The following is a 25,180-nucleotide window of genomic DNA, read 5'->3' as shown; positions in this document are numbered from 1 at the left end:
TGCGGCCCTCCATCTGACCTTATGGCCGCTTTCCCTCCGTAAAGGACAGCGCCTGCCCATGAGCGACGTGACTCCCGATCAGCTGCCGCCCGCCAGAGGTTTCCTGGGTTTCATCGAGCGAACCGGAAATCGACTGCCGGATCCTGTCTTCCTGTTCCTGTGGCTGATCGTGGGCATGGTGGCGCTCAGCCTGGTCGGTGCGCACCTGGGCTGGTCGGCGGTCAATCCGGTGACGCAGGAAGTCCTGCTGGCCCAGAGCCTGCTGTCTTCCGAGAACCTCGAGAAGCTGATCATCGGGATGCCCCGGACGCTGGCGGACTTTCCGCCTCTGGGGATCGTCATCACCATCATCTACGGGGCCGCCGTCGCCGAACGCACGGGCCTGTTCACCACGGCCATCCGGGGCGCGCTCCTGAACGCGCCCAAGATCATCCTGACGCCCGTGGTGGTGATCGTCGGCATGGTCTCGCACCATGCGTCCGACGCCTCCTATGTCGTCGTCATCCCCCTCGCCGCCGTGATTTTCGCAGCGGCAGGAAGACATCCCCTGGCGGGGCTCGCGGCCGGTTTCGCGGCCGTGTCGGGCGGCTATGCGGGCAATCTGTTTCCGGGGGCGTCCGATGCCCTGATCCTGGGAATCACCGAGCCCGCCGCCCACCTGATCGATCCCGGCTATAAGGTCAGCATCGCCGGCAACTGGTTCTTCATCGTGGGCGTCGTGCTGGTCTTCACGCCCATCGTCTGGTTCCTGACCGACCGGGTCATCGAACCGCGCCTCGGCCAGTGGGTGCCCGCCAAGGGCGTCGCCCCGCCCGCGAAGGAAGAGCGCGAGCCCCTGACCGGCATCGAGAAGAAGGGTCTGGTCTTCGCCGGCCTGGCCTTGCTGGGCATGATCGCCCTGTGGACGCTCATCACCCTTCTGCCCGGGTCGCCCTTCGTCGATCCGGAAGCCGAACCGGCCCAGACGTTCAATCCCCTGTACCGATCGCTCGCGGCCTTCTTCGCCGTGACCTTCTTCGTGACCGGTGCCGCCTACGGCGTCGGGGCCTCGACGATCCGCAGCCATCGGGACCTGGTCCGGATGATGGGCGAAGGCATCTCGGTCCTGGCCCCCTATATCGTGCTGGCCTTCTTCGCCGCCCACTTCGTGGCCATGTTCAACTGGTCCGGTCTGGGGCCGATCCTGGCCGTCAATGCCGCTGCGAGCCTGCGCGAGCTGGCCATGCCGACCCCCCTCCTGCTGATTTCGGTCGTGCTGGTGTCGTGCTTCTTCGACCTTTTCATCGGCTCGGCCTCCGCCAAGTGGTCGGCCCTGGCTCCGATTGTGGTGCCGATGTTCATGCTGCTGGGCATCAGCCCCGAGATGACCACGGCCGCGTACCGGATGGGCGATTCGGTCACCAACATCGCCACGCCGCTGATGAGCTATTTCCCGCTGATCCTGGCCTTCGCCCAGCGCTGGGATCCGCGATTCGGCCTCGGTTCGCTGATGGCGACCATGCTGCCCTATGCCGGGTCCTTCCTGGTGGCCGGGTTGATCATGGTGGCGGCCTGGGTCGCGCTGGACCTGCCGCTGGGACCGGGCGTGGGGGTGCATTACGAGCCGCCGGCCCCCGCATCCAGCCCGGTGACCGTGGGTTGATGAGGAAGTTTCGGAATTGGCTCTGATCGTCGCTTGACACACCGGCGAGCCCCCGCCTAAACGACGCCCCTCGCCGGGACGGAAACGCCGCGGCGGGAAACGCGGGTGTAGCTCAGTTGGTTAGAGTGCCGGCCTGTCACGCCGGAGGTCGCGGGTTCGAGTCCCGTCACTCGCGCCATCTCTTCTGAAGCAGAAGGGATGGCGCACTTCCCCCCTCTTTTCGTTCGAAGACGGTTCGACGCGGTCGCTCGCTGTTTGAGCGCGTTTGGCTGCCCGTCTCGTCCGCCGTGCTTGACGCCTTGTGTGCGGCGTGGGTTTCTCATGATCCGGCCAAGCCACGCCGGTGCCTGGGGACGCCCGACTTGCCCGCTTCCGCCGACCCCGCCGCCCCCGTCTGGGCCCCGCCCGTACGCCCCCCCGTTCCCCGCAACCTGTGCACCGACTGCGGCGTGTCGCGGATGGAAGACCCGACGCTGTGCGGCAAGGCCTGTCAGTTCATCAAGCCGGACTATCCGGCCATGGAGACGAGGGTGCATGGACGGCCGCGCGACCCGGCCAGCCGCCCTGACGAACTGTTCTTCGGGCCCGTGAAGCGGATGGTCCGCGCCTCGCTGAAGACCCCCGCGCCCGGCGCGCAATGGACCGGCATCACCACCCGAATCGGCGAACGGCTTCTGGAGACCGGCGCGGTGGACGCGGTCCTGACCATGGCCCCCGATCCCGACGACAAATGGCGGCCCATGCCGGTGCTGGTTACCCAGGCGTCGGCCATGGCCGAGGTGCGCGGCATGCGGATGGGCTATGCGCCCCTGCTGGCCCTGCTGGAAGCCGCGAGGGCGCAAGGGTACCGCCGTCTCGCCGTCATCGGCATCCCTTGCCAGGTCTATGCCCTGCGCAGTCTGGAAGCCGATCTGGGGCTGGACGCCCTCTACGTCGTCGGCACGCCCTGTTCGGACAACACCACGACCGAGCGGTTCCACGAGTTCCTGGCCCTGCTGTCGGAGCACCCCGACACCATCACCTATCTGGAGTTCCGCGCCGACTATCATGTCGAGCTGCGGTTCACGGACGGCCGGGTGAAGACCATCCCCTTCCTGTCCCTGCCGATTTCGCAGCTGGCTCCGGACTTCTTCCCCCTCACCTGCAGGACCTGCGTAGACTACACCAATGCCCTGGCGGACATCACGGTGGGCTATATGGCGGGTCAGGGCGAGCAGTGGCTGCTGGTCCGCAACGACCGTGGCGAGGAACTGCTGGACCTGCTCGGCGATGAGGTTGTGCTGTCCGAGCCCGGCGACAAGGGCAGGCGCAAGGTCGCCGTGGCCGGCTTCATCACCAATGTCGAACGCGCGGCGGGGGGCCTTCCCCTGCGCCGGATGCCTGACTGGGTCCGTCCGATCGTCAGCTGGTTGCAGCCGCGCACCGGGCCGCGCGGCCTGGAATTCGCCCGCACCCGGCTTGAGATGAAGGCGGCCGAGACCGTGATCCATCTACGGCGCGAGGAACCGCGCCGGATGAAGTCGATGATCCCGGACCACGTCTGGAAGCTGGTCGAGCCCTACGGCCTCAGACCGGCCGAGGGTGAACGCGACGATCACCCGGCCGACTGAAGGCACTCACGCCCGCGCCACCCGGGCCAAGTCGGTCGTGATCCGCTCGGCGACCTTCAGACGGTCCTCGGATGTCGGCCAGTCACCCTTGACCACGACCTTCTGGTCCGGCCGGATCTTCCAGGTCGCGTGGTTCTTCTGGATCAGCCCGACCAGGCCCACGGGATTAGGGAAGCGGTTGTCGCGTAGCGTCAGGACGCAGCCCTTGGGCCCGATATCGATGCGCTCGATACAGGCCGTCTTGCAGCTGGCCTTGATGCCGACGATGCGAAGCAGCTGCTTGGCCTCGTCCGGCAGGGGCCCGAACCGGTCGATCAGCTCGGCGGCCAGGGCCTCGCGCGTCTCGTTGTTCTCGGCGTCGGACAGACGGCGATAAAGGCTGAGACGGACGTTGAGGTCCGAGACGTAATCTTCGGGAATCAGGACCGCCGCGCCGACGTTGATGGCCGGCGACCATCCGCGATCGACCACGCCCTCGCTGCCGTTCTGGCGCAGCTCTGCGACCGCGTCCTCCAGCATCTGCTGGTACAGCTCGACCCCGACCTCGCGGATGTGGCCGGACTGCTCGTCGCCCAGCAGATTGCCGCCGCCGCGCTGGTCCAGATCGTGGCTGGCCAGCTGGAAGCCGGCGCCGAGGTTGTCGAGCGACTGCAACACCTGCAGGCGCCGCTCGGCCGACAGGGTCAGCGGCCGCTTAGGATCGACCGTCAGATAGGCGAAGGCGCGGGCCTTTGAGCGGCCGATGCGTCCCCGGATCTGGTGCAGCTGCGCCAGGCCGAACATGTCGGCCTTGTGCACGATCAATGTGTTGGCGGTCGGAATGTCGATGCCGCTTTCGACGATGGTGGTGGAGACCAGCACATCATAGCTGCCGTCGTAGAAGGCGCTCATCACGTCTTCCAGCTGGGTCGGCGACATCTGGCCGTGGCCGACGACGAACTTGATCTCCGGCACCTGGACGCGCAGGAACTCCTCGATATCCGGCAGGTCCGACAGGCGCGGACAGACATAGAAGGCTTGGCCGCCGCGATACTTCTCGCGCAGCAGGGCCTCGCGCACCATGACGGCATCCCAAGGCGCGACATAGGTCCGCACCGCCAGGCGATCGACCGGCGGGGTGGCGATGATCGACATCTCACGGATGCCCGACAGCGCCATCTGCAGGGTGCGCGGGATCGGGGTGGCGGTCAGGGTCAGCAGGTGGACGTCGGCGCGGAGGCTCTTGAGCTTCTCCTTGTGCTTGACGCCGAAGTGCTGCTCCTCGTCGACGATAACGAGGCCCAGGTCCTTGAACCCGACCTGCTCCGACAGCACCGCATGGGTGCCCACGACGATCTCGAAGCTGCCGTCCTTCAGACCCGCACGCGTCTCGGCAGCGTCCCTGGCGGTGACCATGCGCGACAGATGGCGCACCTTGATGGGCCAGCCGGCGAACCGCTCCGAGAAGGTCTTGAAGTGCTGGCGGGCCAGCAGGGTCGTCGGGCAGACGATCGCGACCTGCTGGCCGGTCATGGCCACCACGAAGGCGGCACGGATGGCCACCTCGGTCTTGCCGAAGCCGACATCGCCGCAGATCAGGCGATCCATCGGCACGCCCTTGCCGAGATCCTCCAGCACATCGCCGATGGCGTTCAGCTGGTCGTCGGTCTCGTCATAGGGGAAGCGGGCACAGAACTCGTCGAACAGCCCGTGCGGTGGCGTGATCGCCTCGCCGACGCGAAGCGCCCGCTTGGCGGCCAGGGCGATGAGCCCCTCGGCCATGTCGCGCAGACGGGCCTTGGCCTTGGCCTTGCGCCCCTGCCAGGCCGCGCCGCCCAGCCGGTCCAGCTGAACGCCGTCGGATTCGGATCCGTAGCGGGTCAGCAGGTCGATGTTTTCAACGGGCAGATAGAGCTTGCTGTCCCCGGCGTAGAGCAGCTCGAGGCAGTCGTGCGGGGCTTCCTGGATGTCGAGGGTCTTCAGGCCTTCGTAGCGGCCGATGCCGTGATCCAGGTGGACGACGAGGTCGCCGGTCGTAAGCGCCGAGGCCTCGGCCAGGAAGTTGGAGGCGCGGCGCTTCCGCTTCGGCCGCGCCAGCCGGTCGCCGAGGATGTCGGTTTCGGAGATGACGGCGATCTCGGGCGTGGTGAAGCCGTGCTCCACCGGCAGGATGGCCCGCAGATACAGGTCCTTCGACGCCGCCTGGACATCGGCCCAGTCGCGCACGGCGACGACATGCTCCAGCCCGTGATCGGCCAGCATGACGCCGAGACGATCGGACGAGCCTTCGCTCCAGGACGCGAACAGGACTCGTTTGCCCTCGGCCCTCAGCTGGGCGGCGTGGGCCGCGACGGCCTCGAACAGATTGACGCTGTCCTGCGCGCGTTCGGCCGCGAAGGTCCGCCCCAGACGTCCGCCGGCGTCCTCGGCCGCCGCGTCGAAGGGCGACAGACGACGCACCTGACGGCCGGCCAGGGCGGAGTTCCAATCCGCGTCCGGCAGATACAGCTGCTCGGGGGCCAGCGCGCGGTTGGCCGCCCCGCCCTTGGCCTTGGACGCCTCGCGCCGCGCCTCGTAGGCATCGCGGGTCAGCGCCCAGCGTTCCGCCCGCGCGGCCTCGCCCTGATGGTCCAGGAAGATCGCCGCACGGTCCGGAAGATAGTCGAACAGCGTCTCCAGATGCGGATAGAGCAGCGGCAGCCAGTGCTCCATGCCCTGCCGCCGCGCGCCCTCGCTGACGGCCGCGTAGAGGGGATCGTCACCCGCAGCGCCGAACAGGTTCAGGTAGCCGGTCCGGAAGCGGCTGATGGTCTCGGCGTTCAGCAGGGCCTCGGAGACGGGCGACAGGGCCACGGCGCGCCGCTGGCCCGTGGATCGCTGGGTCGCCGGATCGAAGGTCCGGATCGATTCCAGCTCCGAGCCGAACATGTCGAGCCGCACCGGTTCCTCGAACCCCGGCGGGAAGACGTCGATCACCCCGCCCCGGACGGCATACTCGCCCCGCTCGTTGACGGTCGAGGCGCGCATATAGCCGTTGGTCGTGAAATAGGTCTCCAGCGCCGCGGTATCGAGCTCCAGACCCACCACGGCGTCGAACCCGGCCGAAGTCGTCACCGCGCGCGGTGGGGTCCTCTGCATCGCCGCGGCGACGGTGGTGACCAGCAAGAGCGGCTTGCGCTCGTCCGGATCGCGGCGCGCAAGGGCGGTCAGGGCGGCCATCCGCTCCGCCGAGACGCCCGAGGTCGGGCTCAGCCGGTCATAGGGCAGGCAGTCCCAGGCCGGGAACTCCAGCACGTCGATGTCCGCGGCGAAAAACTGGAACGCCTGGACGAAGGCGTTGGCCCGCGCATAGTCCCGGCCCACGAACACGCCGATCCCGCCCGATGATTTCAGGCGCTCGGCGACCACCAGGGCATCCAGCCCCTCCGGCGCGCCGCCCAGTTCGTGATCGGTTCGCCGTTCCACGCTGGCTCCGTCCATCAGCCCGCTCCCTCGGCGACCGCCGCGGCGACATGGGCGCGCATGAAGGTCCGCAGCCGGGTCATCAGCGGCGTCTCGTGTTCGGCCGGCGTCGGATTTGTCTCGATGATCCAGGCATAGAGTTCGTGATCGTTGTCCTCGGCCAGCAGCGCCTCGAGGCTGTCCAGATCGGCGTCGCTCAGGCCCGGCCCTTCCCGCTCCATGAACGGTCCCAGCACCAGATCGGCCTCGCGGAACCCGCGCCGCCATGCCCGGAAGGTGATCCGGCCCAGCCGCTGCCGGCGGATTTCGGTTTCGGCACGCGCATCGTTATCGGCCACAAGAATCCTTGCCCGGTCCATTCATCCAATGAGGCCTGTCAGATAGAGGTCCCGGACCCGTTTCGCCAGCGCGGCCTTGGCGTCTAATGTCGCGGCCGATGCGGCCCCAGATTCTCTTTCCCCTGTTCGCCGAGGTTTCCAGCCTGAAAGGCGTGGGACCGCGCACCCTGCCGCTGGTCCAGAAGCTGGCGGGGCCTCTGGTGCGCGACGTGCTGTTCCTCGCGCCCGTCGGCGTCATCACGCGGCGCAGGACCAATGCCGCCGATGCGATCGAGGGCGAGGTCGGGGTGTTCGACGTCGTCGTCGACCGCATGATCGCGCCGGGCCGGCCGGGCGTTCCGCTGAAGGTCCGCGCCAGCGACGAGACCGGCTTCGTCCACCTGATCTGGTTCGGCGGCAGTCCGCAGCATATCGACCGGCAGCTGCCCCGGGGCGAGCGACGGCTGGTGTCCGGCAAGGTCGAACGGTTCAACGGCGAGGTGCAGATCGTGCATCCCGACTGGATCGTGCCGCTGGACAAGGGCGAGGAGATCCCGTCGGTCGAGCCCGTCTATCCGGCGACGCAGGGGCTGGCGTCGCGGAACGTCCGGAAACTGGCGCTCGGGGCCCTCGCGGTGACCCCCGATCCGGACGAGTGGCAGGACGCGGCCTGGCTGGCCCGACGCCGCTGGCCCGGCTGGAAGGCCGCGCTGGACGCGCTGCACGCGCCGACGGGCGAGGCCGACCTGTCGCCCGACAGCCCGGCGCGGGAGCGGCTCGCCTTTGACGAACTGCTGGCCCATCAGCTGGCGCTGGCGCGGCGTCGCCGGGCCCGGCAGATCACGCCCGCGCCCGTGATCCGCGAGAATGCGGCGTCGGCCGCCCTGCTGGCCGCCCTGCCCTTCTCCCTGACCGGGGCCCAGGCCCAGGCCATGGCCGAGATCCGGCGCGATCTGGCGTCGGGCGAGCAGATGGGCCGGCTGCTGCAGGGCGATGTCGGCTCCGGCAAGACGGCCGTCGCGGCCCTGGCCATGGCCGACGCGGCAGGGGCCGGCTTCCAGGCGGCGCTGATGGCGCCGACCGAGATCCTGGCCCGTCAGCATTTCCAGCGGCTCGCTCCGATGCTGGAGGCCGCCGGCCTGCCGACGATCCTGCTGACCGGGCGCGATACGGCCGCCGAACGCCGCGCCCGCCTGGCGGCCCTCGCATCGGGCGAGGCGAGGATCGCCATCGGCACCCACGCCCTGTTCCAGGACGCCGTCCGCTTCGACCGCCTGGCCCTGGCGATCATTGACGAACAGCATCGCTTCGGCGTCAACGAGCGGGCCCGGCTTCAGGCCAAGGCCGATCCCCGGATCGGGGGTGTCCATCTGCTGACCATGTCGGCCACGCCCATTCCGCGCACGCTCGAGCTGACCCAGTACGGCGAGCTGGAGGTCAGCCGCCTGACCGAGAAACCGCCCGGCCGGACCCCGGTCGCCACGGCCGTCCTGCCCCTGGCCCGCATCGGCGAGGTTGCGGCGCGGCTCAAGGCGGCTGTCGAAACGGGCGCCCAGGCCTACTGGATCTGTCCGCTCGTCGCGGAATCGGAAGCGTCCGATCTGGCCGCCGCCGAGGAACGGGCGCGCGACCTCAGGCGCATCCTGAACATCGAGATCGGTCTCGCCCACGGCCAGATGCCGGGGGCCGAGCGCGAGGCCGTCATGGCCGACTTCGCCGATGGCCGCCTGCCGGTTCTGGTGGCCACGACGGTGGTCGAGGTCGGGGTGGACGTGCCGAACGCCACCATTATGGTCATCGAGCATGCCGACCGGTTCGGCCTGGCCCAGCTTCACCAGCTGCGGGGCCGGGTCGGACGGGGGGCGAAATCCAGCGCCTGCATCCTGTTGTACGGTGGTCAGGATGGAGCGCTCGGCGAGACGGCGCGCGAGCGGCTGGAGACCCTGCGGCGGACCGAGGACGGCTTCGAGATCGCCGAGGAGGATTTCCGGTTGCGCGGCGGGGGGGATCCGCTGGGCCTGCGACAGAGCGGCTTTCCGGCCTATCGGTTCGCCGATCCGATCCGGCACCGGTCGTTGATGCTGGCCGCCTCGGACGACGCACGGATGGTTCTGGGACGCGACCCCGACCTCGCGTCCCCGCGGGGTCAGGCCATCCAGGTGCTCGAGGCGCTGTTCGACTGGAGAACCGACCGGTCCGGGCTCGACTAGGGCGCGTCGGACGCGTTCCAGACGGCGAGCCGGCGATCAACGTCCGCTTCAATGTCCGCGTAGAACAAATTGTACTGACGGGCTTTTCGACGATCCGCCCAGTTCCCGACCTCCTTGAACGACTCGGTCGTAAGCTCGCTATGGCGCAGCAGGCCGTCGCGGCACTGGGTCGCGACCGCTCGGTCGATGAAGGCCGGACGCAGCCCCCATTCGAGGCCGGTGGCATTGGCGGCGCCCCGATGCCGACGCGCCGGGACAGGGGCGGTGTCGCTGGACCCGCTCACGGGGTTCACGCACAGGGCTGTCCGGCTGTCCAGATCCACCAGACGACCTCTACCATCCCAGACCAGAGCGCGACGCAGACGTCTCCAAGCGGCCCCGTCGTTGTGCTCGTCGACCTGCGACCAGCCGATGACGCAGCCCGTCTGGGTCGCCGTGGCGCAGGGCGGGGTCGAGGGGCCCAGCCCTTCCACCGCGACGATGACATCGATCAGATAGACCGCGACCAGACGGCGGCTGAGGTCCGGGTCCGCGCCGATCCGCTCCTGGAGCAGGCGGTCGATCAGATCGGCCCCCTGCTCCACACCCGCCAGCACCAGCGGCCCGTCCGGATGGGCGGCCAGCCAGGTCTCGAAGGCCGCCAGCGCATCGCCATAGGCAAAGGCGCGGGCGTCCCGCGCATCGTCGCGGAGGGTCAGGCGCGTGTAGAGGGAGGCCTGACGGTAACGCGGCACGCTGATCGATCCCGCCCGCGCGAAAGGCCCGGCGTAGTTCGGGATGACGACCCGCTCCAGATAGGCGTCGGCCTTCGGGTCGCCGATCGGACCGTTCCAGTCCCTGCCGCCGTCGAAGGTCGTCGAATGCAGGAAGAAGACGGCGGCGTTGCCGGCACCGGGGACGCTGACGTCGCGCATCGCCCATGCGGCGGCCGAGGCGTAGTCGGGCGCGGGCGGCGGCGTATAGGTCTGGAAAGGGATCTTGGGGTCCAGGCCCGCCTTCAGGATGTCGCCCCGCCAGATGCCGACGGCGGCCGCGACCAGCAGCACCAGCCCGATGCCGAGCCAGCCCACCGTCTGGCGCACGGTCAGACCCGGCAATCTCACCTGTAGGGATCCGGGCTGGAGAGCCAGGTCTGGACGTAGCGCCGCACGCCCTCCTCCAGAGGCGTGGACTGTCCCCCGAAGCCGAGCGCGCGGACACGGTCCATCCTGGCCTTGGTGAAATACTGATACCGGTCCCGGATGGCCTCGGGCATGTCGATATAGGTCACGGACGGCTCGCGGCCGGCCGCCGCGAAGGTCGCGTTGGCTAGATCGAGGAACGATCGCGCCTGCCCGGACCCGGCGTTGAAGATCCCGCTGACCCCGGGCGTGCCCAGCAGCCAGTCGACGATGTCGACGACGTCGTCCACGAACACGAAGTCGCGCAGCTGGCCGCCGTCGGCATAGTCGGGGTGGTGCGAGCGGAACAGGCTGACGGGCTCGCCCGCGGCCACCTTTGGCCAGATCTGGGCGATGACCGACTTCATCCCGCCCTTGTGGCCCTCGTTGGGGCCATAGACGTTGAAGAACTTCAGACCCGCCCACTGTTTGGGGGCATGGTCGCGGGCGGCTTCACGCACCGCATACTGGTCGAACAATTTCTTCGAATAACCGTAAGCATTTAGCGGCTGGAGCTGCGAGATCGACGCAAGATCGTCAGCATCCTCGAAACCGGCCTCGCCATCGCCGTAGGTGGCGGCCGAGGACGCGTAGATCATCCGCGCGTCGTTTAAGGCGCACCAGTCCCAGAGGTCGCGCGACAGGCTGAAGTTGGTCCGCAGGATCAGGTCGGCATCCAGCTCCGTCGTGGAGGAGATCGCCCCCATATGGACGATGGCGCTGACCCGAGCCGCGTGCCGGTCCAGCTGAAGGAACAGCTCCTCGGGCTGCCAGAAGTCGGCGATCGCCGACTTGGCGATGTTGCGCCACTTGCCCAGGTTCGCGTCTTCCAGCCGGTCGCAGACGACGACGTCCCAGCGGTCCTCGGCGCACAGGCGCGAGACGATGTTGGATCCGATGAAGCCGGCCCCGCCGGTGACCACGATCATGCGCCGCATCAGCCCGCTCCGCCCTGCATTCTGGCGATCGTGCCGGTGGTGGAATAGCCGTCCGCGAACGCGGCCAGACGAACCTCCCCGCCCCAGCTCTCGACCAGGTCGCCACCGACCACGCCCTTGCGCGTATAGTCGGCCCCCTTGATCAGGACGTCGGGCCGCAGGCGTTCGATCAGGGCGATCGGCGTCGGATCGTCGAAGGAGGTGACCCGGTCCACGCTGGCGAGGCCGCCGATGACCACGGCGCGGCTGTCGAGGTCGTTTACGGGACGGCCCTCGCCCTTCAGGCGGCGGACCGAGTCGTCGGTGTTCAGCGCCACGACCAGCCGGTCGCACCACGACCGGGCTTGGGCCAGATAGGCGACATGGCCCCGGTGCAGGATGTCGAAACAGCCGTTGGTGAAGCCGACCTTCAGACCCTGACGCCGCCAGGCCTCGACCTCGGCGGCGAGGTCGTCGAGCGCGGTGACCTTGGCCAGAGCCGTACCGGCGTGCTGGCTCATCTCGGCCTCGATCAGTTCGGCGGGGGTGACGACGGCGGTCCCGCTCTTTCCGACGACGACGCCCGACGCGAAGATGGCGAGCTGAACGGCCTGTTCCAGTGACGCGCCCGCGCCCAGCGCCAGACCGAGGGCCGCCAGACCGGTGTCGCCGGCGCCGGAGACGTCGAACACCTCGCGCGCCCGTCCGGGGAAATGCTGCGCCGGCTCTCCACGCCGCATCAGGCTCATGCCCTTGCCGGCGCGGGTGACGACGATGGCCCGAGCGGTCGTGGCGTCCAGCAGGGCCTGAAGCGCGACCTCGATCTCGGCGTCCGTCTCGACCGGCAGGCCGGTGGCGCCGGCCAGTTCGGACGCATTGGGCTTGATCAGATCGACCGCGCCGTAGCGGGCGAAATCCCGGCCCTTCGGATCGACGATGACCACGGCACCGGTTTGTTGCGCCTGCCAGAGGGCCGCGCGGATCAGCCGTTCCGTCACCACGCCCTTGGCGTAGTCCGACAGGAGAATCGCGGAAGCATTTGAAAACACGTCCTCGCGGGCGAAGGCGCCGACGGCGACTTCTTCCTCGTCCAGTCGCATCAGCTGCTGGCCGCCGGAGACGTAGCGGGTCTTGACGATGGTGCCGGCGGCCTCCGTCCGGTCGATGAAGTCCTCGATCCGAGGCTCTGCGGAGACCAGCCGGGCCAGTTCCTCGCCCGCGGCATCGGCCCCCGTGACGCCGCCCAGACGAGCCAGCCCTCCGAGCGCCGCGACGTTGCGGGCCACATTGCCGACGCCGCCGGGCATCGAAACTGTGCGGCGCGACCGCAGGACCGGGATCGGTGCCTCGGGCGAAATCCGGCTGACCTCGCCATAGACATAGCGGTCCAGCATCAGGTCGCCGACGCAAGCCACCGTCTGACCGCGCGCGCGATCGAGCAGGCTTTGCAGGGCGCCGAGGTCCAGGGTGCGGTCAACCATGGGTCTGAGCTAAAGCCCGGCGACGGTTCGCACAACCGTCGTCTGGACACCTGGACTCCCGTCCGGGGAGTCCAGCTTGTCCAATGAGTCCAGATCGGCCACCCGCATCGGCGTCATTGAGACATTCCCGCACACAGCTGCGTCAAAAGCGGTCGCAGACGACGCGCGAGATTCAGGCGGCCTTCGCCATCCGCGCCTTGGACAGGTCGTCATAGGCCAGCAGCTCGGCCGCCAGGGCCTCGAACTGATCCAGCGGCACCATGTTCGGGCCGTCCGACGGGGCGTGGTCGGGGTCCTGGTGGGTCTCCATGAAGACCGCATCGACGCCGACGGCCACGGCCGCACGGGCCAGGACCGGCACGAACTCGCGCTGGCCGCCCGAGGAGGTCCCCTGCCCGCCCGGCTGCTGGACGCTGTGGGTCGCGTCGAACACGACCGGGCAGCCGATCTCGCGCAGGACCGGCAGGGCGCGCATGTCCGACACCAGGGTGTTGTAGCCGAAGCTGGCTCCGCGCTCGCAGGCCATGACGTTCGGATTGCCGGCCCCGACGACCTTGGCGATGACATTCTTCATGTCCCAGGGGGCCAAAAACTGGCCCTTCTTGATGTTGATGGCCTTGCCCGTGGCCGCGGCGGCCAGCAGCAGGTCGGTCTGGCGGCTGAGGAAGGCCGGGATCTGCAGCACGTCGACCGCCTGGGCCGCCACGCGCGCCTGTTCCTCGGAATGGACGTCGGTCAGGACCGGCAGGCCGGTGACCTGGCGGATCTCGTCGAAGATCGGCAGCGACTGTTCCAGTCCAAGGCCGCGCGCGGCGTTCGCGCTGGTGCGGTTCGCCTTGTCGAAGCTCGTCTTGTAGATGATGCCGACGTTCAGCCGCTGGCCGATCTCCTTCAGGGCATGGGCCATCTCCAGCGCGTGCTGGCGGCTTTCCAGCTGGCACGGCCCGGCGATGAAGGCGATCCGCGCGCCGCCGCCGATGACGACGGGGGTGGTGATGCCGTTGCCGGACAGGGTGATGACGGCGTTGGGGGCGCTCATGGGCGGGCCTTCTGAAAGCGACGTTCTGACGGGTGGTGCGTTGGCCTTTGCACCCTTATGGGGCGGTCAGGTGGCCGTTCGCGCCTGATGTTTCAACCTACCACGGAGACTCGCGGCGTGACCACCAAGGCGCAGGACGGACCGGCCCCCGTTATCCTCTGGTTCCGCCGCGACCTGCGGCTCGCCGACAATCCGGCGCTGAACAAGGCCCACGCGACCGGACGGCCGGTCGTGCCCGTCTACATCCACGACGAAGGCACGGCCGTGCGGCCGGCCGGCGCGGCCTCGCTGTGGTGGCTGGACAAGTCGCTGCGGGCGCTGGCCGGGTCGCTGGCCGAGCGCGGCGCGACCCTGATCCTGCGACGCGGTGATTCGGAGACGGAACTCCGACGCCTGATCGATCAGACCGGGGCGGACACCGTCTTCCTGAACCGACTGTTCGAGCCGGAGGCCTGGACCCGGGACGCCGACATCGCCCATGGCCTGAAGACGGACGGGGTCGAATGCCGGGGGTCCAACGGATCGCTTCTGGCGCTGCCGGGTTCGCTGCTGAACGGGTCCGGCGGGCCCTACAAGGTCTTCACACCCTTCATGAAGGCCCTGCGCGCCCAGGCCGAGCCGCCCGCCCACACGACCGGGCCCCGCCAGCTCGGCGCTGCGCCCGGGCTGGAGAGCGACGACCTCGACGCCTGGGGCCTGCACCCCACCCGCCCCGACTGGTCGAAAGGCTTCGACTGGACGCCGGGCGAGGACGGCGCGACCGCCGCCCTGCACCGTTTCGTATCGGGAGGTCTCGCGGACTATTCCAACGGCCGCGATCGCCCGGCCGAGCCCGCCACCAGCCGGCTGTCCCCCCACCTGCATTTCGGAGAGATCAGTCCCTGGCGCGCCTGGATCGCAGCGCGCGACGCGGCCGACGGCGGCAAGGTCACGTCCGGCGAGGCCGACAAGTTCATCGCCGAACTGATCTGGCGCGATTTCTCGGCCCACCTGCTGCACCATTTCCCGACCCTGCCGGACAAGGCCTTCCGGCCGGAATACGACGCCATGCCGTGGCGGGACGACGAACCGGGCTTCCTCGCCTGGACCCGGGGCATGACTGGCTATCCCATCGTCGATGCGGGTATGCGCGAGCTGTGGGCCACGGGCGTGATGCACAACCGCGTGCGGATGATCGTGGCGTCGTTCCTGATCAAGGACCTGCTGATCGACTGGCGGCGCGGCGAGGCCTGGTTCTGGGACACCCTGGTGGATGCCGACCTGGCGTCGAATTCCCAGAATTGGCAGTGGGTCGCTGGATCCGGAGCCGATGCTTCACCGTACTTCCGAATCTTCAATCCGGTCACCCAGGGTCAGAAGTTCGATGCCGAGGCTCGCTACGTCAAACGCTGGATCCCCGAACTGGCGCCTGTCCCCGCCAGATGGATCCACGCGCCCTGGAACGCTCCGCCCGAGATCCTGCGCGATTGCGGCATCCGGCTCGGCACGACCTATCCCCGCCCGATCGTCGACCACGCCAGAGCGCGAGAGCGTGCCCTCGCCGCACTCAAGACCGTCACGGCCGAAAGACAAGATGCCGCAGCCGATTGACCGGCGTTCGGCCTTCAACGCAGGTTGCCCCGCATGACTGTCCAGACTGATCACTCCGAGGTCGCCCTCGACCGGACGCCGCGGGTCTTCGCCCTGCTGATCCGGCTGCTCTCGGCCAACTGGACCTATGGCCGGCTGACCCTGACCTTGCCCAATGGCGAGGTGCACAGGCTGGAGGGTGAAACGCCGGGCCCCAACGCCATCATGAACGTGCTGGACTATCGCTTCGCGGGGCGTGTGCTGGCCAACGGCGATATCGGCTATGCCGAGGGCTATATGGCCGGTGAGTGGGACAGCCCGCATCTGGCCGTGCTGCTGGAGACCCTGGCCAACAACTACGACCACATCCGCCGGCTGTTCGACGGCAATGTCGTCATGCTCGCAGTCAACTGGATCGCCCACAAGCTCAACCGCAACAGCCGCAGCGGGTCGAGAAAGAACATCACCGCCCACTACGACCTGGGCAATGCCTTCTATGCCGAGTGGCTGGACCGTTCGATGACCTATTCGTCGGCGAAATTCCTGAGCCCGTCCGAGCCGCTGGAGGTGGCCCAGACCCGCAAATACGCCGCCCTGGCCCAGGCCATGGACCTGCAGCCCGGCATGAGCGTGCTGGAGATCGGCTGCGGCTGGGGCGGGTTCGCTGAGTACGCGGCCAAGGAAATCGGCGCGACCGTCACCGGCGTCACCATCTCGCAGGAACAGCATGATCTGGCGCGCGAGCGTCTGTTCAATGCCGGTCTGTCGGAGCGGACGAAGATCGAGCTGATGGACTATCGCGACATCACCGGCACCTTCGACCGGGTCGCCTCCATCGAAATGTTCGAGGCGGTCGGCAAGGAGTACTGGGGGGCCTATTTCGACAAGGTCCACGACGTGCTGAAGCCCGGCGGGCGCGCCGGCCTGCAGATCATCACCATCCAGGAAGAGCTGTTCGAGGAATACAACGCCCGGACCGACTTCATCCAGAAATACGTCTTCCCCGGCGGCATGCTGCCGTCGGAGGCCCGGCTGCAGCCGGTCGTGGAGGCGGCGGGGCTGAGCTGGGACAGCGTGGACCGGTTCGGAATCGACTATGCCGATACCCTCAGCCGGTGGGACCAGCGGTTCCAGGCCGCCTGGGACGACATCCGCAAGATGGGCGGGTTCGACGAACGCTTCCGCCGACTGTGGCGCTTCTATCTGGCCTACTGCGAGGCCGGTTTCCGGTCCCGCCGGACCGACGTGATCCAGCTGGCCCTCAGCCGGGCCTGACCACGGCCCCCAGCAGCGTCCGCGCGGCCTCGGCCTCGGCCAGCAGGGCGGCGCGGCGCTCGGGGCCGAAATTGTCGAGCGTGCGATAGGGCATGGCCAGCCGGACGTTGTCGCGCAGCCGCGCCCGGTTCCGCTCCAGAAAGCCCCAGTACAGACGATTGAACGGACAGGCGTTATCGCCGGTTTTGGCCTTCACGTCGTACCGGCACGACCCGCAATAGTCGCTCATCCGGTCGATGTAGGCCCCGGACGCGGCATAGGGCTTGGAGCCCATGATCCCGCCGTCGGCGAAGGTCGCCATGCCCCGGGTATTGGGCATCTCCACCCATTCGTAGGCGTCGGCATAGACGCTCAGATACCAGTCATCGACGGGGTCGGGGTGGACGCCCAGCAGCATGGCGAGGTTGCCCGTCACCATCAGGCGCTGGATGTGGTGGGCATAGGCGTTGTCGCGCGTCGTGGCCACGACATCGGCCACGCAGGCCATGTCCGTCTCGCCCGACCAGAAGAACCACGGCAGGTCGCGGTCCGCGTCGAGGAAGTTGCGCTGGCGATACTCGGGCACCTTCAGCCAGTAGATCCCGCGCACGAACTCCCGCCAGCCGAGGATCTGCCGGATGAAGCCCTCGACGGCGTTCAACGGAGCGCGGCCGGCACGGAACTCCGCGTCGGCCCGGCGGCAGACGTCCAGGGCGTCCAGCAGGCCCAGGTTCAGCGAGGTCGAGATCAGCCCGTGCCACATCCAGGGCTCGCCGAGGGCCATGGCGTCCTGCCAGTCGCCGAAGCGCGGCAGGACCTCGGACAGGAAGTCGGCCAGCACGGCCTCGGCCTGCGCCGCCGTCGTCGGCCAGCCGAAGGCATCGGTGGTGCCGAAATGGTCGGGAAACAGGCGCTCGACGTCGGCGATGGCCTCGACCGCGACGGCATCGGGCGGCGTTCGCAGGCGGGCGGGCGGGCGAACGCCCTTGGTCAGGCCTTTTCGGTTCTCGGCGTCGTAGTTCCATTTGCCGCCCACCGGCTGGCCGTCGTCCAGCAGGATGCCGGTCTCCTTTCGCATCTCGCGATAGAAGAACTCCATGCGTAGCTGCGACTTGCCCGAGGACCAGCGCCGGAACCGGTCGTGCGAACAGATGAAACGGTCGTCGTGGCGGATGTCGCAGGGCACGCCGGACGATCGGGCGAAGGCGGACAGCGCCTCGGCCAGCCGCCATTCGCCGCATTCGGTCATGACCACGGCCTCGAACGGCTGGTCCGACAGCGCCCGTTCCAGCTCGCCCGCAATGCTGTGGGTGTTGTCCGGATCGTCGATCCGGACGTAGCGGACCACGATGTCCCGGGCCTCCAGCCGCAGGGCGAAGGCGCGCATGGCGGCGAAGATGAGGGCGATCTTCTGCTTGTGGTGACCGACATAGGTCGCCTCGTCCCGCACCTCGGCCATCAGAACGACGTCGCGCGCGGGGTCGAGGTCGGTCAGAGCGGACAGGCCGTCCGACAGCTGATCGCCCAGGACCAGCCGCAGGACGCCTCCGCCTTCGTGTCCGTGCATGCTAGTCTCGGCCATGGCCTCGTTCCTGATCTCCACCGAAGACCTCGCCCGCGACCTCGGGGCGCCCGATCTCCGGATCGTCGATGCCAGCTGGCACCTGGATGGCCGCGACGCCCGCGCCGAGTTCGAACGGCTGCGAATCCCCGGCGCGGTCTTCTTCGACCTCGACGCAGTGTCTGACCACACCACGGACCTGCCGCACATGCTGCCCACCGCCGCAGCCTTCGCCGACGCGGCGGGCGCGCTGGGGATTTCGGCGACCGACCGGATCGTCGTCTACGACACCGTGGGCCTGTTCTCGGCCGCGCGGGTCTGGTGGACCTTCCGGCTGATGGGGGCCCGGGATGTCCGCGTCCTCGACGGCGGCCTGCCCCGCTGGCGGGCGGAGGACAGACCGACAGACGCGGGGCCCGTGTCCGCTGTCGCTCCCGCCCGCTTCGAACCGGCCGGGCGATCCGGTGCCGTCGCGGACATGGCCATGGTGCTGGCCGCTCTGAGCGGCGACGCCCAGATCGTCGACGCCCGCCCCGCGCCCCGTTTCAGGGGCGAGGCCGCCGAACCGCGGGCCGGTCTTCGGCCCGGCCACATGCCCGGGGCGCTGAGCCTGCCCTTCAAGACGCTGCTGGACGAGACAGGCCGTCTGCTCCCCGCGCCCGATCTGCGGCAGCGGTTCGCCGACGCCGGGGTGACGTTCGACCGGCCGATCATCACCAGCTGCGGATCCGGCGTGACGGCAGCCATCCTGACGCTGGCCCTGGCCGAGCTCGGCGAGGACAGCGCCCTTTACGACGGGGCCTGGGCCGAATGGGGCGGCCGGTCGGATACGGCGGTCGCGACCGGCCCCTGAACCGTCAGGCGACGGTTGCCACCGTGACCGGTGGGTCCGGCTCGATCACGACCGGGTCATCCTTCTCGCCCCGCGACACGACCGTCGCGAGCACCAGATCACCGGTCACGTTCAGCACGGTCCGGCACATGTCGAGGAAGCGGTCCACGCCCAGGATCAGGCCGATGCCTTCGGCCGGCACGCCCACCATGACGAGGATCATGGCGATGACCGGCAGGGATCCCGCAGGGACCCCGGCCGTTCCGACGCCGCCCAGGATGCAGACCAGCATCACGACCACCTGCTGGGTGATCGACAGTTCGATCTGGAAGAACTGGGCCAGGAACAGCACGGTGACACCCTCGAACAGGGCGGTCCCGTTCTGGTTGGCCGTGGCACCCACCGTCAGGACGAAACGGGCGATCTTGCGCGGAAGCTTCAGCTCCTCTTCGGCAGCCTTGAGAGCGACCGGAAGGGTGGCGTTGGACGAGGCGGTCGAGAAGGCCACGATCATCGGGCGCTGAACGCCCCTGAAGAACGTCAGCGGGTTCATACCCCCGCCGATCCAGACGACCAGCGGATAGACGACGAACATGTGGATCGCCATCGCGCCCACGGCGACGCCGACGAAGGCCGCCAGCCGCACCAGCAGATCCCAGCCGAACAGGGCCGCCAGGTTGAACATCAGGCAGGCGATGGCGATCGGTGCCAGCTTGATGACCAGATTGATCAACTTCATCGTGACCTCGAGGATGCCCTCGATGACGTTCTGGAGTTTGTCGGTGTTCGGGCTCCTGGCCATGACGAGCCCGATGCCGAACAGCAGGGCGAAGATCATGATCGGCAGGATCTGGTTCTCGGCCGCCGCGGTGAAGACGTTCGACGGGATCAGATCCAGGAAGAAGGTGCCGAACTGGACGCTCTCGGGCGCCTTTTCCACGATGGCGGCAGCGCCTTCCGCGCCCTGGGCCAGCAGGGCCTGGGCCAGGGCCGGGTCGACGCCGTCGCCGGGCCGGAAATAGTTGACCATGCCCAGACCGATGACGACGGCGATGGCGGACACCAGGATCGTCAGCAGCAGGGTCTTGATCCCCGCCCGACCCAGCGACTGCAGGTCGCCCATTTCAGCCACGCCGACGACAAGGGCGGAGAACAGCAGCGGGATCACCAGCATGAACAGCAGGCGCAGGAAGATCTGGCCTGCCGGGCCCGTCACATTCGATGTCACCCACTGTACCCAGGCGACATCCGGGCCGATGTACTGATTGACGTAGAGCCCCGCGCCCAGCCCGATCACGAACCCGATCAGCATCAGCCAGTGAAGCGGGATCCCGCCCTTTTTCGTCGTATCCATTCGTCCCCCGAAGGTGCCCCTCGCAGCGTTTGCGCGGCGGCCCGGATGTCTATCGCACCGGCAGGCCGTAGATCAGCCCGGCCGGTCGTCCATTCCATTGTGCATTGAGACCGCGCGCCAGGTCGAGCGCCGATTGCGACCCCAGGTTCCGCTCGAAGATTTCGCCGTAGTTGCCGACGCCCGCGATGGCGTCCCTGGCCCAGTCATCGGACAGACCCATCCGCGATCCGAACTCGCCTTCCACGCCGAGAAGGCGCCGCACCTGGGGATCTCGCGCCTCTGCGGCCTGATCCTCGACATTGGCCTGGGTCACCCCGAGTTCCTCGGCCAGCACGAGGGCGTTCTGGGTCCAGCGCACGATGGCGGTCCACTGCTCGTCGCCGCGGCGAACGACCGGACCCAGCGGTTCCTTGGAGATGACGTCGGGCAGGATCACATGCTGGCTCGAATCGCCGAGCGTCGTCCGGGCGGCTGCCAGTGCCGACACATCGGCAGAAAACGCATCGCAGTCCTCGCGCCCGTAGGCCTGGCGCGCAGCCTCTTCGGTCGGCAGCACGACGGCGCGATACTCGATCCCGCGGCTGCGGAAATAGTCCTCGACGTTCAGGGCGCTGGTCGAGCCGGACTGCAGGCAGATCCGCGCGCCGTTCAGCTCCGCCGCGCTGTTCAGGTTCAGCGCCCGGCGGACCAGAAAACCCTGGCCGTCGTAATAGTTGATGCCGGCGAAGCTCAGCCGCCCGCCCGTATCCCGCTCCATGGTCCAGGACGTGTTCCGCCACAGGACGTCGACGCGGCCGTCCTCCAGGGCCTGAAACCGGTTCTCCGCCGACAGCGGCACGAACCGCACCGCATCGGGATCGCCGACGACGGCGGCGGCCAGCCCGCGACAGAAGTCGACGTCGAAGCCCCGCCACTCTCCGCGATTGTCGGTGTAGGCGAACCCCACGAGACCCTGGTTGACCCCGCAGTTCAGACGTCCACGCCGCTTGATGGCGACGAGGGTCGGGCTGGGGGGAAGCTCGCCGGCTGTGGTCGCCGTCCGTGTGGGGGTCGAGGCCTCGAGGTCGGTCGAGGTGTCCTCGCTGCGGCCACAGGCGGCCAGACAGGCGACCGCCACCACGGCGGCCATCCGCATCAGAAAACCCGTGGCCCGATCGCCCATGGTTCGTCCCGCCTTGCGCCTTCGCGACTCTGCGTCGCCCCTTGCGCCCCCGCCGCTTTAGAGGCCTTTGGAGGCCTGTTCGCAACCCACGGAGGGGACCTTGGACCCGCTTTCGGACCGTACCCGGCTGATCGCGTCCGCCACGCGGCGCGGAAAGGGCCGCCGGCCGGTCAATCCTCCCGTCGAACGGGCATCGACCCTGCTGTCCGACTCGGTGGCCGACATGCGCGATGCCGGTCAGGGCCCGCTGTATGGCATCGAAGGCACCGCATCCCAGACCGCGTTGCGCGCCGCTCTGGCCGATCTCGAGCAGGCGCGCGATTGCTGGCTTGTCCCGTCAGGCCTCGCAGCCGTGACCCTGCCGCTGATCGCGCTGACGAAGCCCGGCGACGAAATCCTGACGACCGACGCCGTCTATGGCCCGGTGCGCCGGTTCCTGACCCGTCATATGGCGGCGCGCGGTGTCGTCACGCGGTTTCATCCGCCCGAAGCCCCGGCCGCCGGCATCGCCGAAAGGATCAGCGATCGCACGCGTGTAATCCTGATCGAATCGCCCGCTTCGCTGACGTTCGCGATGATCGATGTGCCCGCGCTCGCCGCCGCCGCGCGCGCCCGGAACGTCCTGACGGTGATGGACAACACCTGGGCGGCGGGCCTGGCCTTCAAGCCGCTGGTTCACGGCGTCGACGTCAGCGTCCAGGCCCTGACCAAATACGTCGGGGGCCACTCCGACCTCATGCTCGGGGCGGTGTCGGCCGGCGATCCCGCGCTTTGCACGCTCATCGCCGATGCGGTCGAGGACATCGGACTATGTGTGTCGCCCGACGATGCCTGGCTGGCCTTGAGAGGCCTCCGGACAATGCCGCTGCGCTATTCGGAACAGGCGCGGTCGGCGTTGACAGTCGCTGACTGGATGGCCGCGCGCCCGGAGGTCGCCCGGGTTCTCTATCCCGCCCGCCCCGACGACCCCGCCCATGACGTGTGGGCGCGGCATTATACCGGCGCGGCGTCGCTGTTCGGCGTGGTGATGAGAGGCGGGAGTCGCGCCGACGCCGAAGCCCTGCTGAACGGTCTGACCCTGTTCGGTCTCGGCTATTCCTGGGGCGGGTTCGAAAGCCTGATCACCCTGGAGACGCCGCAGATGGCCTGGCGCGAGGCCCCGCCGACGCTGGAGGGTCCGCTGCTGCGGATTCACGTGGGGCTGGAAGAGCCCGCCGATCTGATCGCGGACCTCGAGGCCGGTCTCGCCGGCTGGCCTCAAACCTAGCCGCCGATTTCCGGCATCATGCCCGTGACGAACCCCCGCATCCCGGTCTGGGGCTGCAGCATGCCGCGCAGGAAGTTGACCGTGTTGGCGGCCTCGTCCTCGAACACGAACCGGCTCTGGACGAAGCGGCAGTTGACGAAGCTGGGCTGCTGTCCGCCCTTGTAGACCAGCTGGGCGTTCTGGAAGGCGCAGTCGGTGAAGGTCTTGCCGTCCAGCGTCACCCGGCCCTGCAGGGTCTGGTTCTTGATATCGGCCATCGGCAGGTCCTCGTGGAAACGGTGGCGCACCCAGCAGGACTCGAACCTGCAACATCCCGCTTAGAAGGCGGGTGCTCTATCCGGTTGAGCTATGGGTGCTCGGGTTGAACGGTTAGCCGTAAAGCGCGTCCCGGCTCAAGCACCGGGGCTTCCCGCGGCTCAAGCAGCAAGCCGCCGCGCGGCGCGCGTCAGCCGCCCTGTGCCTAGTGCGTCCAGGGCTGCTTGCGGTTGGTGGCGAAGTTGTCAGCATAGGCCTTCAGGATCACCGGCGCTTCCTGCGGCTCGTGCAGCCGGAACGGAATGCCGTGCCGCTCGGCGTAGGCCACGGCTTCCTCACGCGTCTCGAACGTCAGCCGCACCTGGCCGTTCATGTCCGACGAGCTGGTCCAGCCCATCAGCGGATCGATGGTGCGGGCCGAGGCGGGCTCGAAATCCAGCCGCCAGTCCCTGGACTTGGCCTTGCCCGACTGCATCGCGGTCTTGGCGGGGCGATAGATGCGGGCCAGCATGGCGGATCTCATTCAGGAGGTGGGCTCAAGCAGCGAGCGACCGCGTCGCGAGCGGTAGCCCCCTTATAGCAAGAAATGGGCTCAAGTCGCGAGACGCCGCGCGCCGAGCGATGGCCCCACAGGGACAATGGTCGGAGTGAGAGGATTCGAACCTCCGACCCTCTGGTCCCAAACCAGATGCGCTACCAGGCTGCGCTACACTCCGGCGGAGGGGTCTGCCAGCATCCGGAGGCCGCTGCAACGGAAGATCGCCTCAGGGCTTGAAAAAGGGGTGCCGCACGGTCGACCCGGGAACGGCCCCGATCTCCTCGGCCCGCCCTGCCCGCAGCTCCAGCACCCCGTTGGCCGCGCCGTTCGACGGCAGCGTCGTCTCCGAATAGGGCGTGGCGTGGCTGGCGATCGACACGATGCGGCCCGTCGGATCGATGTAGAGGATGTCCAGCGAACTGGGCGTGTTCTTCATCCAGAAGCCCTGTTCCTCCGCGACCGGAAACTGGAACAGCATGCCGCGATCGTCCTCCAGCGGCGGTCGGAACATCAGGCCCCGCTGACGCTCGGCCTCGTCATCCGCGATCTCGACCAGAAACTGATGCTCGCCGCTGGCGGTGACGATGGTGAGCGCTTCCAGCGGGCGGCCCGCGGCGTCCACGGGCCCGGCCTCCTTGGCACAGGCGCCGGTCAGCAGGGCCAGACCCAGTCCGATGGTGGTCAGCAAACGTTTCGACAGCATGTCCGCCCTTTCGGGGCGGGATCAGCCGCCCGGCTTGATTTCGGCCACCACCAGCCCCTTGGGACCCGTCGCGAACCGCACCGCCACCGTCTCGCCGGGAACCAGATCGTCCAGTCCGCAGCGCCGCAGCGTCTCGATATGGACGAAGATATCGCCCGGATCGGTTTCGCGCACCACGAAACCATAGCCCTTGGTGCGATTGAACCATTTGACGGTCGCGGGCTCCAGGTCGCCCAGGACCGCCGCCGGGGCCGACAGGCTGCGCGCATCGGCGCGGAGGGCCTCGTAGCCGGTCCGACGCGGCGCGGCCATCTCGGGCTCGCTCTGGCCGAGGTCGTGGATATGGACCACCTGCCAGCCCTTGGCGCGGCGCGCGCAGTCGCATTCGATGGTTGCGCCCTCGCCCGCCAGGTCTCGTCCGGAGTCCCGCAGGCTGGAGATGTGCAGCAGGATGTCCTTGTGATCCGTCTGTCCCGGGTCGTCGGGCACGATGAAACCGTAGCCCTTGCCCGGATCGAACCATTTTACACGCCCGGCGACACGGACCACATCGGTCGCCTCCAGGCTCTCAAAATCAGACACGTCCAGCCCCCCGTCCGCGCATCTGGCAGACAGCGGTCTGTTTAACACGGTTACGCGAACGCTAGAAAAGCGAAAAACACCGATTTCTTGCCGAGCACGGCGCAAATCCCGGTCGAATGATGCGCACAACTCGCAATAACGCCCGGGCCGAGGCCCGTCGGGGCCGGCCAGGAGCGGTGTTCACACATCGATGTGGGGAAATCCCGCGTGGCAGTCCCTAGGGGAGTCGAACCCCTCTTTTCAGGTTGAAAACCTGACGTCCTAACCGATAGACGAAGGGACCGCT

The 25,180-nt window shown here is 68.3% G+C and carries 20 protein-coding genes and 4 tRNA genes; 8 read left to right on the top strand and 16 right to left on the bottom strand.

The window, feature by feature from the left end; genetic code table 11:
• Nucleotides 1-58 precede the first annotated feature (58 nt).
• The 3 genes from BRESU_RS09595 (at nt 59) to BRESU_RS09585 (ending at nt 3,252) form a co-directional block, all read left to right on the top strand.
• A complete protein-coding gene (locus BRESU_RS09595; protein WP_013269345.1) occupies nt 59-1,642 on the top strand; it encodes an AbgT family transporter in 1,584 nt (527 codons plus the stop codon).
• Between the two features lie 101 nt (nt 1,643-1,743).
• Nucleotides 1,744-1,820: transfer RNA gene (locus tag BRESU_RS09590), tRNA-Asp, on the top strand.
• Between the two features lie 184 nt (nt 1,821-2,004).
• Complete coding sequence (locus BRESU_RS09585) at nt 2,005-3,252, top strand: Coenzyme F420 hydrogenase/dehydrogenase, beta subunit C-terminal domain (RefSeq protein WP_013269344.1); 1,248 nt, start codon at nt 2,005-2,007, stop codon at nt 3,250-3,252.
• Nucleotides 3,253-3,258: 6 nt separating this feature from the next.
• On the opposite strand, the gene mfd is transcribed toward BRESU_RS09585, so the two are convergent.
• Nucleotides 3,259-6,711, bottom strand: a complete 3,453-nt coding sequence (gene mfd, locus BRESU_RS09580; protein ID WP_013269343.1) for a transcription-repair coupling factor — start codon at nt 6,709-6,711, stop codon at nt 3,259-3,261.
• Nucleotides 6,711-7,031, bottom strand: a complete 321-nt coding sequence (locus BRESU_RS09575; protein WP_013269342.1) for an FAD assembly factor SdhE — start codon at nt 7,029-7,031, stop codon at nt 6,711-6,713. The genes mfd and BRESU_RS09575 overlap by 1 nt, the downstream gene beginning before the upstream one ends.
• 98 nt (nt 7,032-7,129) lie before the next feature.
• Here BRESU_RS09575 and recG point away from each other — a divergent pair, with 98 nt between their 5' ends.
• A complete protein-coding gene (gene recG / locus BRESU_RS09570) occupies nt 7,130-9,220 on the top strand; it encodes an ATP-dependent DNA helicase RecG (RefSeq protein WP_013269341.1) in 2,091 nt (696 codons plus the stop codon).
• Here recG and BRESU_RS09565 read toward each other — a convergent pair.
• The 4 genes from BRESU_RS09565 to kdsA form a co-directional block, all read right to left on the bottom strand.
• Nucleotides 9,217-10,317: a DUF3089 domain-containing protein gene (locus tag BRESU_RS09565; RefSeq protein ID WP_013269340.1), complete on the bottom strand. Its 1,101-nt coding sequence runs from the start codon at nt 10,315-10,317 to the stop codon at nt 9,217-9,219. The genes recG and BRESU_RS09565 overlap by 4 nt on opposite strands.
• A gap of 2 nt (nt 10,318-10,319) precedes the next feature.
• Nucleotides 10,320-11,309, bottom strand: a complete 990-nt coding sequence (rfaD, locus tag BRESU_RS09560; RefSeq protein WP_041762362.1) for an ADP-glyceromanno-heptose 6-epimerase — start codon at nt 11,307-11,309, stop codon at nt 10,320-10,322.
• 8 nt (nt 11,310-11,317) lie between these two features.
• Complete coding sequence (gene rfaE2 / locus BRESU_RS09555; protein WP_013269338.1) at nt 11,318-12,778, bottom strand: D-glycero-beta-D-manno-heptose 1-phosphate adenylyltransferase; 1,461 nt, start codon at nt 12,776-12,778, stop codon at nt 11,318-11,320.
• 172 nt (nt 12,779-12,950) lie between these two features.
• Nucleotides 12,951-13,817, bottom strand: coding sequence for a 3-deoxy-8-phosphooctulonate synthase (gene kdsA, locus BRESU_RS09550; RefSeq protein WP_013269336.1), 867 nt, complete (start codon nt 13,815-13,817; stop codon nt 12,951-12,953).
• Nucleotides 13,818-13,934: 117 nt separating this feature from the next.
• Here kdsA and BRESU_RS09545 point away from each other — a divergent pair, with 117 nt between their 5' ends.
• Together BRESU_RS09545 and BRESU_RS09540 are read left to right on the top strand one after the other, a co-directional pair.
• Entirely contained in the window at nt 13,935-15,407 is a 1,473-nt protein-coding gene (locus tag BRESU_RS09545) for a cryptochrome/photolyase family protein (RefSeq protein ID WP_013269335.1), read from the top strand.
• Nucleotides 15,408-15,440: 33 nt separating this feature from the next.
• On the top strand, nt 15,441-16,661 hold the full coding sequence (locus tag BRESU_RS09540) for an SAM-dependent methyltransferase (RefSeq protein ID WP_013269334.1): 1,221 nt from the start codon (nt 15,441-15,443) through the stop codon (nt 16,659-16,661).
• Here the strand turns inward: BRESU_RS09540 and BRESU_RS09535 are convergent.
• The gene (locus BRESU_RS09535; protein WP_245528555.1) at nt 16,648-18,222 is read right to left on the bottom strand and encodes a cryptochrome/photolyase family protein; all 1,575 of its coding nucleotides are present in this window, start codon (nt 18,220-18,222) and stop codon (nt 16,648-16,650) included. The genes BRESU_RS09540 and BRESU_RS09535 overlap by 14 nt on opposite strands.
• On the opposite strand from BRESU_RS09535, the gene sseA reads away from it, so the two are divergent.
• Entirely contained in the window at nt 18,221-19,054 is an 834-nt protein-coding gene (gene sseA / locus BRESU_RS09530) for a 3-mercaptopyruvate sulfurtransferase (protein ID WP_013269332.1), read from the top strand. The genes BRESU_RS09535 and sseA overlap by 2 nt on opposite strands.
• A gap of 4 nt (nt 19,055-19,058) precedes the next feature.
• On the opposite strand, the gene BRESU_RS09525 is transcribed toward sseA, so the two are convergent.
• Both BRESU_RS09525 and BRESU_RS09520 read right to left on the bottom strand, forming a co-directional pair.
• Nucleotides 19,059-20,387, bottom strand: a complete 1,329-nt coding sequence (locus BRESU_RS09525) for a dicarboxylate/amino acid:cation symporter (RefSeq protein WP_013269331.1) — start codon at nt 20,385-20,387, stop codon at nt 19,059-19,061.
• Between the two features lie 49 nt (nt 20,388-20,436).
• Nucleotides 20,437-21,549 (bottom strand): amino acid ABC transporter substrate-binding protein, encoded by a 1,113-nt coding sequence (locus tag BRESU_RS09520; protein ID WP_013269330.1) that lies wholly within the window; start codon nt 21,547-21,549, stop codon nt 20,437-20,439.
• A 100-nt stretch (nt 21,550-21,649) separates the two neighbouring features.
• On the opposite strand from BRESU_RS09520, the gene metC reads away from it, so the two are divergent.
• Nucleotides 21,650-22,816, top strand: coding sequence for a cystathionine beta-lyase (gene metC / locus BRESU_RS09515; RefSeq protein ID WP_013269329.1), 1,167 nt, complete (start codon nt 21,650-21,652; stop codon nt 22,814-22,816).
• Here metC and BRESU_RS17160 read toward each other — a convergent pair.
• From BRESU_RS17160 to BRESU_RS09480, 7 genes are all read right to left on the bottom strand, one after another.
• Complete coding sequence (locus BRESU_RS17160) at nt 22,813-23,073, bottom strand: hypothetical protein (RefSeq protein WP_013269328.1); 261 nt, start codon at nt 23,071-23,073, stop codon at nt 22,813-22,815. The two genes, metC and BRESU_RS17160, sit on opposite strands and share 4 nt — an antisense overlap.
• A gap of 22 nt (nt 23,074-23,095) precedes the next feature.
• Nucleotides 23,096-23,172, bottom strand: a tRNA-Arg gene (locus tag BRESU_RS09505).
• A 104-nt stretch (nt 23,173-23,276) separates the two neighbouring features.
• Nucleotides 23,277-23,582, bottom strand: a complete 306-nt coding sequence (locus BRESU_RS09500) for an ETC complex I subunit (RefSeq protein WP_013269327.1) — start codon at nt 23,580-23,582, stop codon at nt 23,277-23,279.
• Nucleotides 23,583-23,710: 128 nt separating this feature from the next.
• Nucleotides 23,711-23,787, bottom strand: a tRNA-Pro gene (locus BRESU_RS09495).
• A gap of 48 nt (nt 23,788-23,835) precedes the next feature.
• Nucleotides 23,836-24,312 (bottom strand): DUF192 domain-containing protein, encoded by a 477-nt coding sequence (locus tag BRESU_RS09490; protein WP_013269326.1) that lies wholly within the window; start codon nt 24,310-24,312, stop codon nt 23,836-23,838.
• A gap of 21 nt (nt 24,313-24,333) precedes the next feature.
• Nucleotides 24,334-24,894 carry a cold-shock protein gene (locus BRESU_RS09485; protein WP_013269325.1) on the bottom strand — a complete coding sequence of 187 codons (561 nt, stop codon included), beginning with the start codon at nt 24,892-24,894 and terminating at the stop codon, nt 24,334-24,336.
• Between the two features lie 208 nt (nt 24,895-25,102).
• Nucleotides 25,103-25,177 (bottom strand) — tRNA-Glu (locus BRESU_RS09480).
• Between the last annotated feature and the right edge of the window lie 3 nt (nt 25,178-25,180).

It is taken from the genome of Brevundimonas subvibrioides ATCC 15264 (genome assembly GCF_000144605.1).
Taxonomy (GTDB): domain Bacteria; phylum Pseudomonadota; class Alphaproteobacteria; order Caulobacterales; family Caulobacteraceae; genus Brevundimonas; species Brevundimonas subvibrioides.
The sequence above is the reverse complement of the archived record's forward strand: the minus strand, read 5'-3'. Positions and strand labels throughout refer to the sequence as shown.